General features: G+C 53.6%; 18 protein-coding genes. 8 read left to right on the plus strand and 10 right to left on the minus strand.

Annotated elements, in window-relative coordinates:
• Nucleotides 1-13: 13 nt before the first annotated feature.
• The 4 genes from trmD to BUB55_RS06365 form a co-directional block, all read right to left on the minus strand.
• Nucleotides 14-718, minus strand: a complete 705-nt coding sequence (gene trmD, locus BUB55_RS06350) for a tRNA (guanosine(37)-N1)-methyltransferase TrmD (protein WP_073189216.1) — start codon at nucleotides 716-718, stop codon at nucleotides 14-16.
• A complete protein-coding gene (rimM, locus tag BUB55_RS06355; RefSeq protein WP_073189218.1) occupies nucleotides 715-1,275 on the minus strand; it encodes a ribosome maturation factor RimM in 561 nt (186 codons plus the stop codon). Before rimM ends, trmD begins: the two co-directional genes overlap by 4 nt.
• Before the next feature lie 163 nt (nucleotides 1,276-1,438).
• A complete protein-coding gene (rpsP, locus tag BUB55_RS14695) occupies nucleotides 1,439-1,891 on the minus strand; it encodes a 30S ribosomal protein S16 (RefSeq protein WP_073189220.1) in 453 nt (150 codons plus the stop codon).
• A 240-nt stretch (nucleotides 1,892-2,131) separates the two neighbouring features.
• The gene (locus BUB55_RS06365; RefSeq protein WP_073189221.1) at nucleotides 2,132-3,631 is read right to left on the minus strand and encodes a glutamine synthetase family protein; all 1,500 of its coding nucleotides are present in this window, start codon (nucleotides 3,629-3,631) and stop codon (nucleotides 2,132-2,134) included.
• Nucleotides 3,632-3,676: 45 nt separating this feature from the next.
• Here BUB55_RS06365 and BUB55_RS13985 point away from each other — a divergent pair, with 45 nt between their 5' ends.
• The gene (locus BUB55_RS13985) at nucleotides 3,677-3,886 is read left to right on the plus strand and encodes a hypothetical protein (RefSeq protein ID WP_143152944.1); all 210 of its coding nucleotides are present in this window, start codon (nucleotides 3,677-3,679) and stop codon (nucleotides 3,884-3,886) included.
• Here the strand turns inward: BUB55_RS13985 and ffh are convergent.
• The gene (gene ffh / locus BUB55_RS06370; protein ID WP_073189223.1) at nucleotides 3,850-5,208 is read right to left on the minus strand and encodes a signal recognition particle protein; all 1,359 of its coding nucleotides are present in this window, start codon (nucleotides 5,206-5,208) and stop codon (nucleotides 3,850-3,852) included. The two genes, BUB55_RS13985 and ffh, sit on opposite strands and share 37 nt — an antisense overlap.
• Before the next feature lie 51 nt (nucleotides 5,209-5,259).
• Between ffh and BUB55_RS06375 the strand changes: the two genes are divergently transcribed.
• Together BUB55_RS06375 and BUB55_RS06380 are read left to right on the plus strand one after the other, a co-directional pair.
• Nucleotides 5,260-6,423 (plus strand): pyridoxal phosphate-dependent aminotransferase, encoded by a 1,164-nt coding sequence (locus tag BUB55_RS06375; RefSeq protein WP_073189225.1) that lies wholly within the window; start codon nucleotides 5,260-5,262, stop codon nucleotides 6,421-6,423.
• A 35-nt stretch (nucleotides 6,424-6,458) separates the two neighbouring features.
• A complete protein-coding gene (locus BUB55_RS06380) occupies nucleotides 6,459-7,871 on the plus strand; it encodes an MATE family efflux transporter (RefSeq protein WP_073189274.1) in 1,413 nt (470 codons plus the stop codon).
• A gap of 32 nt (nucleotides 7,872-7,903) precedes the next feature.
• On the opposite strand, the gene BUB55_RS06385 is transcribed toward BUB55_RS06380, so the two are convergent.
• Nucleotides 7,904-8,563 carry a hypothetical protein gene (locus BUB55_RS06385; protein ID WP_073189226.1) on the minus strand — a complete coding sequence of 220 codons (660 nt, stop codon included), beginning with the start codon at nucleotides 8,561-8,563 and terminating at the stop codon, nucleotides 7,904-7,906.
• Nucleotides 8,564-8,653: 90 nt separating this feature from the next.
• On the opposite strand from BUB55_RS06385, the gene BUB55_RS06390 reads away from it, so the two are divergent.
• The gene (locus BUB55_RS06390; protein ID WP_073189228.1) at nucleotides 8,654-9,259 is read left to right on the plus strand and encodes a DUF4230 domain-containing protein; all 606 of its coding nucleotides are present in this window, start codon (nucleotides 8,654-8,656) and stop codon (nucleotides 9,257-9,259) included.
• 180 nt (nucleotides 9,260-9,439) lie between these two features.
• Here the strand turns inward: BUB55_RS06390 and BUB55_RS06395 are convergent, their stop codons facing one another.
• The 4 genes from BUB55_RS06395 to BUB55_RS06410 form a co-directional block, all read right to left on the minus strand.
• Nucleotides 9,440-10,366 carry a DUF4421 family protein gene (locus BUB55_RS06395; protein ID WP_073189230.1) on the minus strand — a complete coding sequence of 309 codons (927 nt, stop codon included), beginning with the start codon at nucleotides 10,364-10,366 and terminating at the stop codon, nucleotides 9,440-9,442.
• A 35-nt stretch (nucleotides 10,367-10,401) separates the two neighbouring features.
• A complete protein-coding gene (locus tag BUB55_RS06400; protein ID WP_073189232.1) occupies nucleotides 10,402-10,731 on the minus strand; it encodes a type II toxin-antitoxin system RelE/ParE family toxin in 330 nt (109 codons plus the stop codon).
• A complete protein-coding gene (locus tag BUB55_RS06405; protein WP_073189233.1) occupies nucleotides 10,721-10,996 on the minus strand; it encodes a type II toxin-antitoxin system Phd/YefM family antitoxin in 276 nt (91 codons plus the stop codon). Before BUB55_RS06405 ends, BUB55_RS06400 begins: the two co-directional genes overlap by 11 nt.
• A gap of 130 nt (nucleotides 10,997-11,126) precedes the next feature.
• Nucleotides 11,127-11,681: a GNAT family N-acetyltransferase gene (locus BUB55_RS06410; protein WP_073189235.1), complete on the minus strand. Its 555-nt coding sequence runs from the start codon at nucleotides 11,679-11,681 to the stop codon at nucleotides 11,127-11,129.
• Nucleotides 11,682-11,762: 81 nt separating this feature from the next.
• On the opposite strand from BUB55_RS06410, the gene BUB55_RS06415 reads away from it, so the two are divergent.
• From BUB55_RS06415 to BUB55_RS06435, 4 genes are all read left to right on the plus strand, one after another.
• Entirely contained in the window at nucleotides 11,763-11,987 is a 225-nt protein-coding gene (locus BUB55_RS06415) for an SDR family oxidoreductase (RefSeq protein ID WP_234971827.1), read from the plus strand.
• 69 nt (nucleotides 11,988-12,056) lie between these two features.
• Complete coding sequence (locus tag BUB55_RS06420; RefSeq protein WP_073189276.1) at nucleotides 12,057-12,965, plus strand: Fic family protein; 909 nt, start codon at nucleotides 12,057-12,059, stop codon at nucleotides 12,963-12,965.
• 169 nt (nucleotides 12,966-13,134) lie between these two features.
• Nucleotides 13,135-13,557 (plus strand): DUF2442 domain-containing protein, encoded by a 423-nt coding sequence (locus tag BUB55_RS06430; protein WP_073189237.1) that lies wholly within the window; start codon nucleotides 13,135-13,137, stop codon nucleotides 13,555-13,557.
• A 60-nt stretch (nucleotides 13,558-13,617) separates the two neighbouring features.
• Nucleotides 13,618-14,547, plus strand: a complete 930-nt coding sequence (locus BUB55_RS06435; protein ID WP_083596914.1) for a fibrobacter succinogenes major paralogous domain-containing protein — start codon at nucleotides 13,618-13,620, stop codon at nucleotides 14,545-14,547.
• Nucleotides 14,548-14,659 lie beyond the last annotated feature (112 nt).

Here is a 14,659-nt window from a genome sequence, read left to right on the forward strand (position 1 = left end):
GTGTACCTCTTATTTATTTGTCGCCAAATTTAGTATTTAATTGCAGTTTTTCAAAGATGTCTGGGCGCCTTTCTCGCGTTCTTTTTAGCGATTCTTGGCGTCGCCACTCCGAAATGTTCTTGTGGTGGCCCGAAAGGAGCACTTCCGGGACCTTTTTGCCCTCGAATTCCTCGGGGCGGGTGTAGACCGGCCATCCCAGTACGCCCTGCGCAAAGGAGTCGGTTTCGCCGCTTTCCTTGTGCCCGAGGGCGCCGTCAATGAGCCGGACCACGGCATCGGTCACGACCATCGCCGGCAGTTCGCCCCCGCTGACCACGAAATCGCCTATGGAAATCTCCATGTCGACCTCGGTCTGGCGGATGCGGTCGTCGATTCCCTTGTAGTGCCCGCAAACAAGCACCAGGTGGCTTTCCTTTGAGAGTTCCTCGGCAATCTTGTGGGTGAAGGGGACGCCGTCGGCGGTGAGGTAGATGACCTTGCCGCCGTCTTCCTTGATGCCCGTGCTGCGGATTGCCTTGGCGAGCGGTTCGGGCCGGAGTACCATGCCCGGTTCGCCGCCGTAGGGGACGTCGTCCACCTGGCCGTAGTCGTTGATGGCGAAGTCGCGCAGGTAGACGGTGTTGAACTCCATGATCCCCTTTGCCTGGGCACGTCCCATGATGGACGCCTTCATGGGGGCGAACATCTCGGGGAAAATGGTGACGCAGTCGATTCTCATTCGCGGACCTCGGGGCAGAGGGCGCGCAGGTAGTCGGCGTCGCACAATATGAACCTGCCTTCCTCGTCAATCTGCTTGACGCAGTCGCCTATCCACGGGGCGAGGATGGACTTGGTGCTGAATTCGCCTTGGAACTCGGCGTCGAACTGGATGTGGAAGGCGTTCACGGTCGGGAGTTCCTGCACTTCGAGAACCTTACCCACGTCTCGACCGTCTTCGGTGTGGACGCGGAACCCTTCGAGGTCGTCCAGGTAGTATTCGCCCTCGGGGGCGGGCAACCTCTCGGACTCGGGAATCATGATGTCTCCGTTCACAAAGTGGACGAGGGATTCGGGAGTGTCGTAACCCTTGAACTTGAGGAGCCAGAGGGTGTTCGCCAGCTTGGAGTCTTCTAACTCCAGTTCCACTTCTTCGCCGTTCGTCTTTTTGAGCAGCACGTTCTTGAGGCTCGCATGGCGGTTCAAGTCGTGAGTCAGGGGCATTGCCTTTATGTAGCCTTTGACACCATGCGTGCGCATGAGTTGGCAGACGGTGATGTAGGCTTCGGATTCAGGCATGTGAGGTGTGGGATGTGGAATGTGAAATGTGGAGTGTGAAATGTCATCCTTGGCCAAAGGCCGAGGATCCATCACGTTCATACAGGCTCTTGGCTTGCCGTTTGAGACAGGGTCAAAAAAAGTCCCGTGCAGAAATGCGCGGGACCTTTGACATAAAGTCGAATTAGGCTTCGGCGGCCGGGGCTTCGGCAGCAGCTTCGGCCGGGGCTTCGGCGGCAGCGGCAGCTTCAGCAGCGGCGGCTTCCTTGGCAGCCTTTTCGGCTTCGATCTTGGCCTTGGCCTTAGGACCGAGCTTGGCCTTCTTTTCCTTGTCGGCGCGCGGAGTGGCGGTCTTGCCTTCGATGGAGCGACCGGCCTTGACTTCGTGGAACAGGTCCATGATGCCAACCTTCTTGAGGAGGTTGCGGACGGTGTCGGACGGCTGGGCGCCAGTCATGAGCCACTTCATGACCTTTTCCTGGTCAAAGCGGATTTCGGCCTTCTTGAGGTTCGGGTTGTAGAAACCGACCTGTTCGATAAAGCTGTCGTCGCGGGCCTTACGGCTGTCGATGACCACGGCGCGGTAGATGGGGTTGTGACGCTTGCCAAAGCGAGCGAGACGGATAACAGTTGCCATTTTAACCTCTTTTGGGGTACCCCCGGAATTGGGGGTTGTTGTTTAATTGGGGGGCAATATAGCAATAACTTATTTGTCTGTAAAGGACGGAATTGTAAATTTTTCCGTCCTTTACATATAAATTAACTTCTAAAAACTGCGAAAAACGTCTGAAAGTGGCGAATTTGGCAAAAAAAAGGCATTCCGGGGGTGCCGGAATGCCGCTTTGCCTGAATGGGGCAGGTTATATTATATAGGGCTTTAGCCGCAGTAGAAGTACGTCTTCACGAGCTTCTGCATGGCGGTCTTGGACTTCGTGACCTGGGCGCGGAGCGTCTTGTCCTTGAAGGCCTTGAGCTGGGCCATGATGCCGTCGATCATGGCGGGGCTGAATACGCCGAATTCCTCGTAGACCTTTCTCTGCTTGGCAAGGCAGTCGGCCGATGCCCAGCAACTGTCGGGGAGAGTATCGAGCTTGCTCAACAGCTTTGCGTTTTCCTTCTTGTGGATGTTCACGTTCACGTAGGTCTGGTCGGCAATCTTGAGACCGTCCTTGAGGGAGAGGCCGTAGCGGCAAGCGACGCAGAGGCCGGCCATGAGCAGGTACACGTTGGCGGATGCATCCGGGGAACGCATTTCCACGGTCTGCTTCTGGTGCGTGTCGTAGCTCGAGCCCTTTTCGTTCGGGTTCGCAATCTTGCAGAGGTCGGTCTTCGAAGCCCAGCCGAGCGGTACGCGCACGAGCACGGAGCGGTTGCGGTCACCCCAGCACACGTTGGTCGGGGCTTCCTGGTGGGGCACCAGGCGCAGGTAAGATGTCGGGTTCTGGTTGCCGAACGCGGTGATGGACGGGGCGAGCTTCATCATGCCGGCGATGGCGCGGCGGGCGGTTTCGCTGATGACGCCGTTCTTGAGCATCTGGTTGTTGCCGTCCTTCATGATGCGCATGTGGATGTGCAGGCCCGAGCCGGCCTTGCCAACGGTAATCTTCGGGGCGAACGTCACGTCGAGGCCGAGCTGTGCGCCGAGGTTACGGATCATCCACTTGGCGATGGTGAGCTGGTTGGCCGCGTCTTCTGCCGGGCAGGGGAGGAACTCGATTTCGTTCTGTTCGTAGAGCTTGCCGTCTTGCGTGAAGTTGCCCACTTCGCTATGGCCGTACTTGATCTGGCCACCCGCTTGAGCGATGTAGAGCATGCACTTCTGGCGGAACTCGTTGAACTTCGCGAACGGGGCGCTTTCATGGTAGCCCTTCTGGTCAACGGCGGGGAATGTTTGCGGGTCATCGGCAATCACGTAGTATTCGAGTTCGCCCATGGCCTGGAATTCCATGCCGGTTTCCTTCTTGAAGGCCTCGCATGCCTTGTGGAGCGTGTATTCCGGGGAAGATTCCAGCGGCTGCCCATCCTTGTTGAAGAAACTGCAGAGCAGGCAGAGGGTGGGGAGGGTGGCAAACGGGTCCATGAATGCCGTGGAGAAGCGGGGCACTACGTACAGGTCGGAGGAGGAGGCTTCGATGTAGCTGAACAGCGAGGAACCGTCCACGCGTTCGCCGCAGCTGAGGATTTCGTCCAGGTAGTCGGCGTCGTTCACCACGAAGTTGAGGGTCTTGAGGCGTCCGTCGCCACCTGCATACATGAAATTCACGTGACGGATGTCGTTGTCACGAATGAACTTTTTGATGTCTTCCTTGGTGAATTTGTCACGGGGTTTCTTGAGTGCCGTGACGAGGGCATTTGCGGACATGTCGATTGTAGCCATTTTACTCCTTTAAGGTTGTTCCTTTTACATATTTTGAAAATATCGTTGGCTACAATCTATCGTTTTTATAGCGAAAAAGGGCGTGCTGCGCAAAAAAATATTTCTCAAAATGTAAAAATACCGTATTTTGTAATAATTTCTCCGGCAAACACCGAAGGCGCCCGCGAAAATAATCCGCGCCAACCACATGTTCTTGGCTTGAATGACGTGGATTGTCTTTACTTTCTTTTCTTCTTAACTTTCGGCGGGGTATAGTTGCTGCCAATTTGGCCGCCGTTGTTCTGTTTCTTGGCGAAGGCTCCCACCTTCTTGAACATTTCCTTCATGTCGTCGTACTGCTTGAGTACGGCGTTCACGCGGCCGATCTCGGTACCCGAGCCCTTGGCGATGCGGTTCTTGCGGCTGCCGTTGATAATCGAGGGGTTCTTGCGTTCCTTGGGTGTCATGGAACTGAGCACCGCCTCCACGTACACCAGCTGCTTTTCGTCGATCTGGTCAAGCGGGAGTTTGTTGAGCCCCGGAATCAGGCTCAATATATCTTTGATGCGGCCGAGTTTCTTGATGGTGCGTAGCTGGTTCAAAAAGTCGTTCAGGTCGAAGGTGTTGTTGAGGATCTTCTTCTTGAGGTCCTTTGCGTCCTTCTCGTCAATGACCTGCTGCGCCTTTTCCACGAGGCTCACCACGTCGCCCATGCCGAGAATGCGGCTGGCCATGCGGTCGGGGTGGAACAGGTCAATGTCGGGGAGCTTTTCGCCCACACCGATAAAGCATATAGGCACGCCCGTCATCTTCTTGATGGAGAGCGCCGCACCGCCGCGGGTGTCACCGTCCATCTTCGAGAGGCACACGCCCGTGAAGTTGAGCCGCTGCCAGAAGGTCTCGGCGACGTTCACCGCTTCTTGGCCGATCATCGCGTCGGCGACGAACAGGATTTCGTCGGGGTGGACGGCTTCCTTCGCCTTCTCGAGTTCCTGCATGAGCTCTTCGTCAATCTGCAGGCGGCCCGCGGTATCGTAAATTACGAGATCGAAGCCGTTATCCTTCGCGTACTGGTAGCCGTGCTTGATGATTTCCACCGGGTCGCCCTGGCCCTCGTCGTACACGGGGATGCCGATGGACTTGCCCAGCACCTGCAACTGCTTGATGGCGGCGGGGCGGTAGACGTCTGCTGCCACCAGGAGCGGCTTGCGCTTCTTTTTGCTGCGCATCCAGAGGGCAATCTTACCTGCGAAGGTGGTCTTGCCGGAACCCTGGAGGCCCGCCATCATGATGCCGACCGGAGCGGGGCCGGAGAGGTTGATTTCCTTGGTCTCTCCGCCCATGACGGCCACGAGTTCGTCGTGGATGATCTTCACGATCTGCTGACCGGGGGTCACTGAGTTCAGGACTTCGGAGCCCAGGGCCTTTTCCTTGACGGCCTTCACGAAGTCGCGGGTGACGTTGAAGTTCACGTCGGCTTCGAGGAAGGCTCGGCGTACTTCGCGCAGCGATTCGGCGACGTTTTCTTCGGTGAGCTTGCCCTGCCCGCGCAGGTTCTTGAGGGTAGATTCTAGAGAGTCGGTCAGCTGTGAAAACATAGTGAGCGGTAATATAGAAAAAAAGAAAGATAAATGCTAAATTTGCCAGCCATGAAGCCGTTAAGCCAGCGTACCGAGACCTTTACCGATTCCGTTATCCGCAGAATGACCCGCATAGCGAACGCCTGCGGGGCGATAAACCTTTCGCAGGGATTCCCGGATTTCGACCCTCCGGAGTCGCTGACGAGGCGGCTGGCAGAAATCGCCCCCGTGGGTCCGCACCAGTATGCGATTACGTTCGGTGCGCAGAATTTCCGCGAGGCGCTGAGCGACAAGCAGTTCCATTTTAGCGGTCTGCGATACGACCCGCAAAAAGAAATCGTCATCACCTGCGGTAGTACCGAGGCGATGATGGCCTCCATGATGTCCGTCTGCAACCCTGGCGACAAGGTCGTGCTGTTCTCGCCGTTCTACGAGAACTACTCCGCCGACACGATCCTCTGCGGTGCGACTCCCGTTTACGTGCCGCTATCCCCGGTGGACTTGAGCTTCGATGCCGACGTTTTGGAAAGTGCCATGAAGCAGCCGGGCGTGAAGGCTCTCGTGCTGTGCAACCCCGCGAATCCGAGCGGGAAGGTCTTTACCCGCGAGGAACTCTCGGTGATTGCCTCCCTGGCGATGAAGTACGACCTGTACGTGATTACGGACGAAGTGTACGAGCATATCATCTACGCGCCTCACCGTCACACGTATATCTCGACGCTCCCGGGAATGTTCGAACGCACCATCGAGTGCAGCAGCCTGAGCAAGACTTATTCAATTACCGGGTGGCGTCTCGGATACGTGCTTGCCGCGACCCCCGTGATGGACCGCGTCAAGAAAGTCCACGACTTTCTGACGGTCGGCGCCGCCGCCCCGCTCATGGAAGCCGCCGTGACGGCGCTCCGCTTTGACGATTCGTACTACGCGGACCTTCAGGCGCACTACACGCACATGAAGCAGTTGTTTACGGACGGCTTGCGGAACCTGGGACTTCGCTTTACTGAACCGCAAGGCGCTTACTTTGTCCTAATCGACATCTCCGAATTCGGCTATGATGGGGATGAACAGTTTTGCATCGACATGGCGCAAAAGGTGGGCGTTGCCGCGGTGCCTGGCTCCAGCTTTTTCCGCGAACCGATAAATCATCTGGTGCGTCTCCATTTCGCGAAAAAAGATGAAACACTAAACGATGCGCTGAACCGCCTCGAAAACCTCAAAAAACTCAAACGTTGATTTTTTAGTCTTTTTTTCTATATTTGTCGCCCAATATGGTCGACGCGATACTCGATAAGTTCTACAGGCCGTCAAAATTCAAGAAAAACGGCGACGTGAAGGATGTGCTCGTTGTGGCGCTCCCGATGCTTCTGTCGATGTCTTTCGATACCTTCATGACGTTTATCGACCGCCTGTTCCTCTCGAAGCTCGGGCCTGCCGAGATGAACGCGAGCCTGGGGGCGGGAGCCATGAACCTAGTGCTCCTCACGTTTTTCACAGGTGCCATCAGTTATACGACCGCGATGGTGGCGCAGCGCCTGGGGGCAAAGAAGGAGCGGGATTGCGCGAAGGTCTTTATGCAAGCGCTCTACCTGTCGCTGGTGTGCGTGCCGCTTTTGTACCTGACGATTCCTGTGGGTCATTGGATTTTTGCCGCGGAGCATTTGTCTGCCGATCAGCTGGAGTACCAAAAGACCTATTTCGACATATTGATGTTCGGTGGTGTCATCAACCTGGTGCGCAATACGGCGCCGTACTTTTTTAGCGGCATCGGCGAAACCAAGATTGTGATGAAGGCGGCGTTTGTGGGCATGATTGTGAACATCGTATGCAACTACGTGCTCATTTACGGCTGCGGCCCGATCCCGGCGCTTGGCGTGGCGGGGGCGGCCTTTGGGACTCTCATCGGAAACCTGGTTTCGACGGTGATTCTTTTTGCCAAGTTCTTTGGGCATTCTTGCAACAGCCGGTTTGCCTCGCGCCATGCATTCGCATTTAATGCCGCACTTACCAAGGAGCTCCTGCAAAAGGGACTTCCGTCGGGCGTCGAGATGTTCCTCAATATGTCGGCGTTCCAGTTGCTCATTCTGCTGTTCCACGGGATGGGCCCCGTTTCGGCGACCGCCGCCTCGGTGATGTTCAACTGGGACATGGTGGCGTACGTGCCGCTGATGGGCCTGGAGATCGCCTCTACGAGCCTTGTGGGGCGCTACGTCGGGGCGAAAAATGCGGCGGCAGCCAATCGCAGCACCTTCTCTGGGCTCAAGGTGGGCTGGATATATTCTGCCATAATTGCCGTGCTGTTCCTGCTTTTGCCGGGAGTCTTGACCGATGTCTTTAAACCCGACGTGGGGGCGGCGACCGCTGAGGCTATGGCGATATTCGCGTCGGCTCGCCCTACGACCATCTTTATGCTCCGCATCGCCGTTATATACATTATTGTGGAAGTCTTGCTTGTGATTTATGCCGGAGCACTTCGCGGGGCGGGCGATACGGTTTGGGTGATGTTCGCCGGAGCCATCATGAACTGGTGCGTGCCTATCACGCTCTACATAACCGCCTATGTTTTGGGGGCTTCGGCCCGGTACGCATGGATTGCCGTGGTCGCCATCTACGGGACGGCCCCGGTATTCTTTTACCTGCGCTGGCGGGGAGGCAAGTGGCGTCGCCATGTATTGGACGTGTAGTTCCGTGGTTTGGCCACGGAAAAAAATAAAATTTATTTGCCGTCATCGGATAGGAATCCGAATATTTCACTTTTAACGAGCCAGCTCACGGCAAAGAACGTGAGTGCGACAGCTTCGCCAATAAAGGTGTGTGCGGAGATGCATTCAAAACACGGAAGGACTAGAATCAGTGCGCAAAGCATACCTACCGCACAAACCCTAAAAATAATGTTCTTGATCTTCTTGTTCTTGGTGTCGCTCTTGCCGAGCGTGAACAGGAACATGCTGTTGACCGATAGGAGGACAAAGAACATCACCGCGGAGACGCAATGGATTATATGCGAAACGTTTACGGGTAGCTGGAAAAAACCGACTAGGTCTCCCGATATGGCGCATTTGCACGGGAAAAGGACGATCATTGCCCCGAATATGCCGGAAAGGGTCGTGACGAGGTTGTCGCGCCAGTCGTAACCCTTGTAGCACATCAGAATAATAGCTGCTGTCGTGAGGACGCCGACCAGCGGTGGCGTTATGTAGTAGGTCGCCGAGATGGACAGGTTCTGCCAGAATTCGTCCGGAAAACTGCTCGTTTTGGCTACGAGAGCGGCTCCGAGTAGGGATAGCCAGGGGAGAATCATTCCTAGGATTCCGATAAAGGCGCGAATTCTTTTCAGCCAGGTCTTTTCGACATCGTTCACGTTGCTTTCGCTCATAAAAAACCTCTGTACAAAGTGTATGAAATAATATACTTTATTTTATGAGGTTGTACTATCAAGGTGGCGGAAACCCAAAGGAGGTTGGCAATGAAATGGACGTTGAGAATCGCGGCTCTCGTCGTTCTCTTGTGCGTGACGGTGGCTATGACCGTCTATGTCATGAAAAAGCTGGAACCTGCCGAACCCGATGGGCCGCAAATTACGAGCGCGTTTGTAGAAAACCAGATTAGGGAAATTTCCGAACTGGCGACACTCCATCACCACTACCGCAAGAATGCGAATTACCAGGATGCCAAGAAACTCCTGGAATACATGCCCGATTGGCGCATCAACAAGTCTATCAAGGAATTCATGCTGATATATCAGGGCGATGTCAAGCTGGGCTACGACCTGAAGGAAGTCAAGGTCCTTGTCGAACCCGTCACGAAGACGATTTCCGTTTCGCTGCCCGAACCGAAGATCCTGAGCCACAGTATCGATTTCGAGAGTATCCAGGTCCTATGGGAAAAACAGGGCTGGTTCAACGACATCAAGTTCGAGGACTTCAAGCAGTTCTTTGTCGCCGAACAGAAAAAGTACGAAGAAGAAAATAACGAAGAATTGAAGTCCCGTGCGCGTGAACATGCCAAGAAAATAATCCTGCTCGCCTTGGCGGCGGTCGCCAGGGACGGTTACCAGGTAAATTTGGAATAAAAGATAAACTGTAAAAATGGCTATGAATCGGCGCCGAATTCGCGTGCCTGCTGTGCGTGGTTCTTCACGCAGTTCTTTTCAACGTAGATGTCCGTGGGCACATAGAAACGCATAGAATTGTCCTGAAGTTATGAGAGTATGCAAAAAAATAGTAAATCGAGGTTGGAAAACTTTTGCCGGCTAGAATCTGCGCACCACAAGGATTTCGAAGGCTGCCACGTATTTTTGTTCCAGGTGTTCGCCAAACGCGATGGCGGAATATCCGCTTTTAAGAACGATGTTCCATGCCCATTTTTCCCCGATGTAGCCAAAAGCGGTCTTTATGTCCGATTCGGGCAATAGCAGGTTGCCGTCGTCAATGCGTTCGCGGCCGTACGCGATGCCTACAACGCCCCAGAGATTCCAGAAATACCCGTTGCTGAAAACGAAGGTGTAGGTGTACCCGACGTCACCCCAGATGGAGGTGATGTCGCGCTTGTCGTTTTCGTAGCCGAGAACCCCGTCGTTGTCTTCGGCAATGTTTCGCTGCAGGCGCCCGCCAATAATCAAACTCCCGGCAGATTTCTTTTGACGCCTGTCCAAAAAGTAGGCGCTCCTGGGTGCAAAAATTTCTTTCGCAGTCGCCATCCAGAGCATCGAAAAATACATGTCCGCAAACCAGAGGTCAATGAATTGTTGCTCTTTTTCGCCGTCGCGTTCGACTTCCGTGGTAAAGCCGCTGTAAAAGCGGAGCTTTGCCGTAAGCCACCAGTTCCCCGGGAAAAAGTCGAGCCCCGTCTCGAAAGCTTGGGTGTCCGATTTTTCTTTTGAAGTGGTAAAAGGAAGGCTGTATTTGAAATCGGCGGACACGTCCCACGAAATTCCGAATGTGGTAAACAGGCTGTCGTAGCCGACGCCGATGCCCACATCGATCGGGCGGTTCGAATTGAGCATCGAGTTGTTGTAGGCGGAATTCCAGATAGCCACGAAATTGTAATCGCACAAAAAACGCAGCGAGAACCGTTCACGGAACTTGGAAACCGAAGGCTCGTCGCTGTCTTGCGCTTCGGCAAAGGCAAACCCCGCGAACACCAGGGCAAACAGGAATATTTTCAGGACGCTCTTCATCAGGGGCCTTGAAAAGATAATAACATAAAGAGCCCCTAGCGCATTAGCCTGTTCCATAGCGCATCTTCTAGATCGCGTCTGGAATCTACGACGGCGACAACGAAAACCTGATTGAGGAGCTTCTTGTAGAATACCCGCCAGGGTGAAATGGATAATTCCCGATAGCCCCCTATTTGCAGGGCTTCGAGTTCGGCAGGGACTTTACCCAGGTTCGGGAACGACTCTAGCATTTTACATTCACGTTTGATTCTTGCCAAGACATCTCGGGCATTTTGGGGGCTGTCTTTTGCGATGAACGTGACTATGGATTTTAGGTCGAATGCGGCCGATTTCGACCAGATGACCTGAATTTTTTTACTTGGCATTCAGTTCACGCTCCAGAGAATCGAACAGGTCTTTTTGCGGAACGACTTCGCCTTTGGCGATTTCGGTTTCGCTCTGCGCGAACAACTTGAAGAGCTTGAGCCCGTCTTGCATGGTCTGGAATGTTTCAATGTCCAAGATGACTCCGCGAGCCTCCCCGTTCTGCGTGACCACGTAAGGCGTGTGTGACTCGCATACGTGATCCAAAACCTGTGCGGCATTCGCCTTGATGTATGAAATCGGCTTGATGTTCTTTATCGGGTTCATGATGAGCCTTTCTTGTTTAAATCGGACTGAATTTGGTATTAAATATAGTCTTTTGTTGCTAGATAGGCAACAGGGGCGGGCGTTAGTTTTGGATTTTTTTTCTCAGCTCAAAAAGAGCCCCTATAAGTTTTTACGGGTATTTCGCTCCGGGGACGTTCTTCAGGATTTCTTTCCAGAAGTCGCGGAATTCTTTTTCGTTGACAGTGCCGCCGGCGGAAAGTAGGCGGTAGTGCTCGCCTTGCCAGACGTAATCGACGGGGGAGGAGTCAAAGCCGTTGCGGGTGTAAAATTCGCGGCGGCGGTTCCTGCGTTCGAGTTCTTCGGCGTCCTTGGAATCTTCTTCGACTTCGATATCGACGACGATGCGCGTGTCGGGGTGTTGCCTGCGGATGGCTTGCAGAATTTTCGAGCCGTACCCACGGCTGCGCAGCTCTGGAACGACGGCGAAATAGACGATGTTCGTGATGTTGCCGTGCGTGATGGAGTTCGAGAACCCGCAGAACTTGGGTGTCGCTGCGTTCGCACCATCCTTCTTGTCGAAAAATGCCCAGAATTCCCGCTCGATTTTGTCGTCAAGCAAATGCTTTATCGGGATGCGTTCGTTCGCCGGGAACGCCGATTCGTACAGCGCCTTGACCTGCGGAAACCAGGGGGCATCTCTTGTGACATCGAAAAACTGGAGCATCAGCGAAAAGAATAGGATAATGCGGCATGTGCGTCAAGCAGGGTCGCAGACTTCTGTGCGTTTTAGTGTATATTTTCTCTCATGAAATCGTTTGAAAATAAAGTGGTCGTGGTGACGGGCGGGGCGCACGCGCTTGCCGTGAGTTTTGCGGGCCGCGTCGGCAACCCGCTCGACATCGCGAACATGGTGCTTTACCTCGCGAGCGACAAGGCCGGCTTTATTACCGGCGAAAACATCTGCATCGACGGCGGCATGACCCGCCAGATGATTTATCACAACGACTGTGGCTGGAAATTCGAAGGCTAGATGGTACTTTTTACTCGTTTTTAACATAAAATTTGCCGATATCGGCAAATTTTATGTATGTTTTGGTGTATGAAAGACCAAAATTTGCCGATAGATGCAATTTATATTTCCGTCACCCGCTTTGCGGAGAAGTACGGAGTTAGCGAGCGTACGGCCCGTAACTATTGTGCTACGGGCAAGATTGAGGGGGCTTTCCTTACCGGCAAGACTTGGAATATTCCTGCCGATACAGCCCTACCCAAGAAGGGGAAGGCGAAACTGTCGCCTCTGCTGGAACGCCTGCGCCAGGAAAAGCAGGGCCGCCTTAAGGGGGGCATTTATCATCGCACGCAGATAGACTTGACCTACAATTCGAACCATATCGAAGGGAGCCGCTTGACCAAGGAACAGACTCGGTTCATTTTCGAGACGAATACGCTGGGGGCGACCTCCGAGAACACGCGCATCGACGACATCATGGAAACTGTCAACCATTTCCGCTGTATTGACTATGTCATTGACCATGCGACGGACAAGGTGACTGAGGCGCACATCAAGCAACTCCATCGGATTCTGAAAGCGAATACTTCGGATAGCCAGAAAGACTGGTTTGTGGTGGGGGATTACAAGAAATTACCCAACGAAGTGGGCGAGGAAAAGACCGTGGAGCCCAAGGCCGTGCACAAGCACATGGCAAAATTGATTTCGGACATCAATTCGAAAGGCACGATTTCTTTGGATGACGTGATCGATTTCCATGTGAAGTTCGAACGGATTCACCCGTTCCAGGATGGCAATGGCCGCGTTGGTCGACTGCTTATGCTCTGGCAATGCCTGCAAAACAGGATTGTCCCGTTCATCATTAGCGAGGAACTGCGGCTGTTCTATTACCGAGGAATCCAGAAGTGGGGTCGTGTGAACGAATTCATGCAGGACACTTGCCTTACGGCGCAGGACAACTATAAGGCCCTGCTGGATTACTTCAAGATAAAGTACTGAAAAACGGTGCCCCCTTGACCATAATGGATGGCGGCGAGCACTGGTTTCACACTGCCGAACAAATGGCCTTTCTGGACAAGTGGATCCTAAAATAAAAATTATTGACGGTTATTAAATAATAACCTATATTAATTGTGCCGAAGATATTTGAAAGGGGTGGAATCTCTTTATGAACGAGATTTCGGAAAAAGATGTAAAAAGGCTTTGGGTCGAGAAAGACGCTGTTTGTGTTGAACTGAAAGACGGCCGAATCGGGCGGGAACTCATTCGCGATTACGAACCGCTGCGGAAGGCAACGCGAAAACAGTTGGAGAACTGTCGCGTTGATTGCGATGGTGTGTGGTTTGACGATCTGGACGAGGGCCTGGAACTTTCGGGATTCTTTTCGCCAAAAAAGACAAATCCCATTGGCCGCGTATTCTGGCTGTTCCCCGAACTGAACGCATCGGCGTTTGCCCGCCGATTGGGGATCCCTCAGCCCCTGTTCGCCGCATACGTAAACGGAACGAAGAAACCTTCTGCGGCAAGGAAAAAACTCATTGACGAGGAACTGCGCCGTATCGGCAGGGAGCTGCTGAAAACCGTGGCGTAGTGGATTAGGGAATAATTATATTTCCACTGGATAAATGTAGCCGTTGGGCGAAGGATTTTTATGAAAAAGATTTTTGTGGCGCTTTGCATGGTGGCGTTTTTGGCGGCGTGTGATGATTCGTCGTCGGCATCGGCAGAGAACAATGAACCTACGACTTTGAGTAGTGCCGAAGAGCAGGGAAGTTCGTCTTCAACAAAAAAATTGACCGATTCTAGCGATTCACGCTGCGAGGAGTGTAACGACGAAGCAATCTCTAGCAGCGGCAATGCGGAGTCTAGTTGTTCGGAGGAATTGTCCGAGACAAGTAGTAGCTCTGCGGACAAGATGGAGTCTTCGTCGAATTCTGAATTTTTGGCAACTCCTTGCAAAACAGAAACTGAAGACAACTGTGAATATGGGACTGTACTTGATGACCGCGATGGTCAAACCTACAAGACTGTAAAAATCGGCGACCAATGGTGGATGGCGGAGAACCTCAACTACGAAATGGATAACAGTTTCTGCTACAATGATTCTGCCGAATATTGCGAAAAATACGGTCGCCTTTACACGTGGGCTGCTGCCATGGACAGTGCGGGCACTTGGAGCACGAACGGTAAGGGTTGTGGTTATGATCAGACTTGTTCTCCGACTTATCCCGTTCGTGGCGTCTGCCCCGAGGGCTGGCACCTGCCTGATACAACGGAATGGAATGCCCTGTTCACGGCAGTCGGCGGTCAATTAACCGCAGGCAAGGTGCTCAAGTCCACATCCGGATGGTATAGTAGTGGCAATGGCACGGATGCCTACTCGTTCTCGGCGTTGCCCGCCGGCAACAGGAACCGCCATGGCTACTTCTACAACGATGGCTACAACGCGGACTTCTGGAGTGCCACTGAGGACGATAGCTCCGGCGCGTACTACATGTACTTGGGCTACGACAGCGAGGGTGCGTACCTGCACGACGGCTATAAGATCTACGGGTTTTCAGTTCGTTGTCTCAAGGACTAATAGTGAGGCGAATCCTGCACGGAAATGCTAGCATTTCCGTATAGGTGAGCCGAGTAGCGAGGGCCTCCGTAGGAGTCCCCTAGCAGGGCGAATGGATTGCTTCACCCCTGCT

This window comes from Fibrobacter sp. UWP2, assembly GCF_900141705.1.
Classification (GTDB): Bacteria; Fibrobacterota; Fibrobacteria; order Fibrobacterales; family Fibrobacteraceae; genus Fibrobacter.

Coding starts and splice junctions, on each gene's coding strand:
- trmD (WP_073189216.1), bottom strand. CDS start 718: ATGAGAATCGACTGCGTCACCATTTTCCCCGAGATGTTCGCCCCCATG.
- rimM (WP_073189218.1), bottom strand. CDS start 1,275: ATGCCTGAATCCGAAGCCTACATCACCGTCTGCCAACTCATGCGCACG.
- rpsP (WP_073189220.1), bottom strand. CDS start 1,891: ATGGCAACTGTTATCCGTCTCGCTCGCTTTGGCAAGCGTCACAACCCC.
- BUB55_RS06365 (WP_073189221.1), bottom strand. CDS start 3,631: ATGGCTACAATCGACATGTCCGCAAATGCCCTCGTCACGGCACTCAAG.
- ffh (WP_073189223.1), bottom strand. CDS start 5,208: ATGTTTTCACAGCTGACCGACTCTCTAGAATCTACCCTCAAGAACCTG.
- BUB55_RS06375 (WP_073189225.1), top strand. CDS start 5,260: ATGAAGCCGTTAAGCCAGCGTACCGAGACCTTTACCGATTCCGTTATC.
- BUB55_RS06380 (WP_073189274.1), top strand. CDS start 6,459: ATGGTCGACGCGATACTCGATAAGTTCTACAGGCCGTCAAAATTCAAG.
- BUB55_RS06385 (WP_073189226.1), bottom strand. CDS start 8,563: ATGAGCGAAAGCAACGTGAACGATGTCGAAAAGACCTGGCTGAAAAGA.
- BUB55_RS06390 (WP_073189228.1), top strand. CDS start 8,654: ATGAAATGGACGTTGAGAATCGCGGCTCTCGTCGTTCTCTTGTGCGTG.
- BUB55_RS06395 (WP_073189230.1), bottom strand. CDS start 10,366: ATGAAGAGCGTCCTGAAAATATTCCTGTTTGCCCTGGTGTTCGCGGGG.
- BUB55_RS06400 (WP_073189232.1), bottom strand. CDS start 10,731: ATGCCAAGTAAAAAAATTCAGGTCATCTGGTCGAAATCGGCCGCATTC.
- BUB55_RS06405 (WP_073189233.1), bottom strand. CDS start 10,996: ATGAACCCGATAAAGAACATCAAGCCGATTTCATACATCAAGGCGAAT.
- BUB55_RS06410 (WP_073189235.1), bottom strand. CDS start 11,681: ATGCTCCAGTTTTTCGATGTCACAAGAGATGCCCCCTGGTTTCCGCAG.
- BUB55_RS06415 (WP_234971827.1), top strand. CDS start 11,763: ATGAAATCGTTTGAAAATAAAGTGGTCGTGGTGACGGGCGGGGCGCAC.
- BUB55_RS06420 (WP_073189276.1), top strand. CDS start 12,057: ATGAAAGACCAAAATTTGCCGATAGATGCAATTTATATTTCCGTCACC.
- BUB55_RS06430 (WP_073189237.1), top strand. CDS start 13,135: ATGAACGAGATTTCGGAAAAAGATGTAAAAAGGCTTTGGGTCGAGAAA.
- BUB55_RS06435 (WP_083596914.1), top strand. CDS start 13,618: ATGAAAAAGATTTTTGTGGCGCTTTGCATGGTGGCGTTTTTGGCGGCG.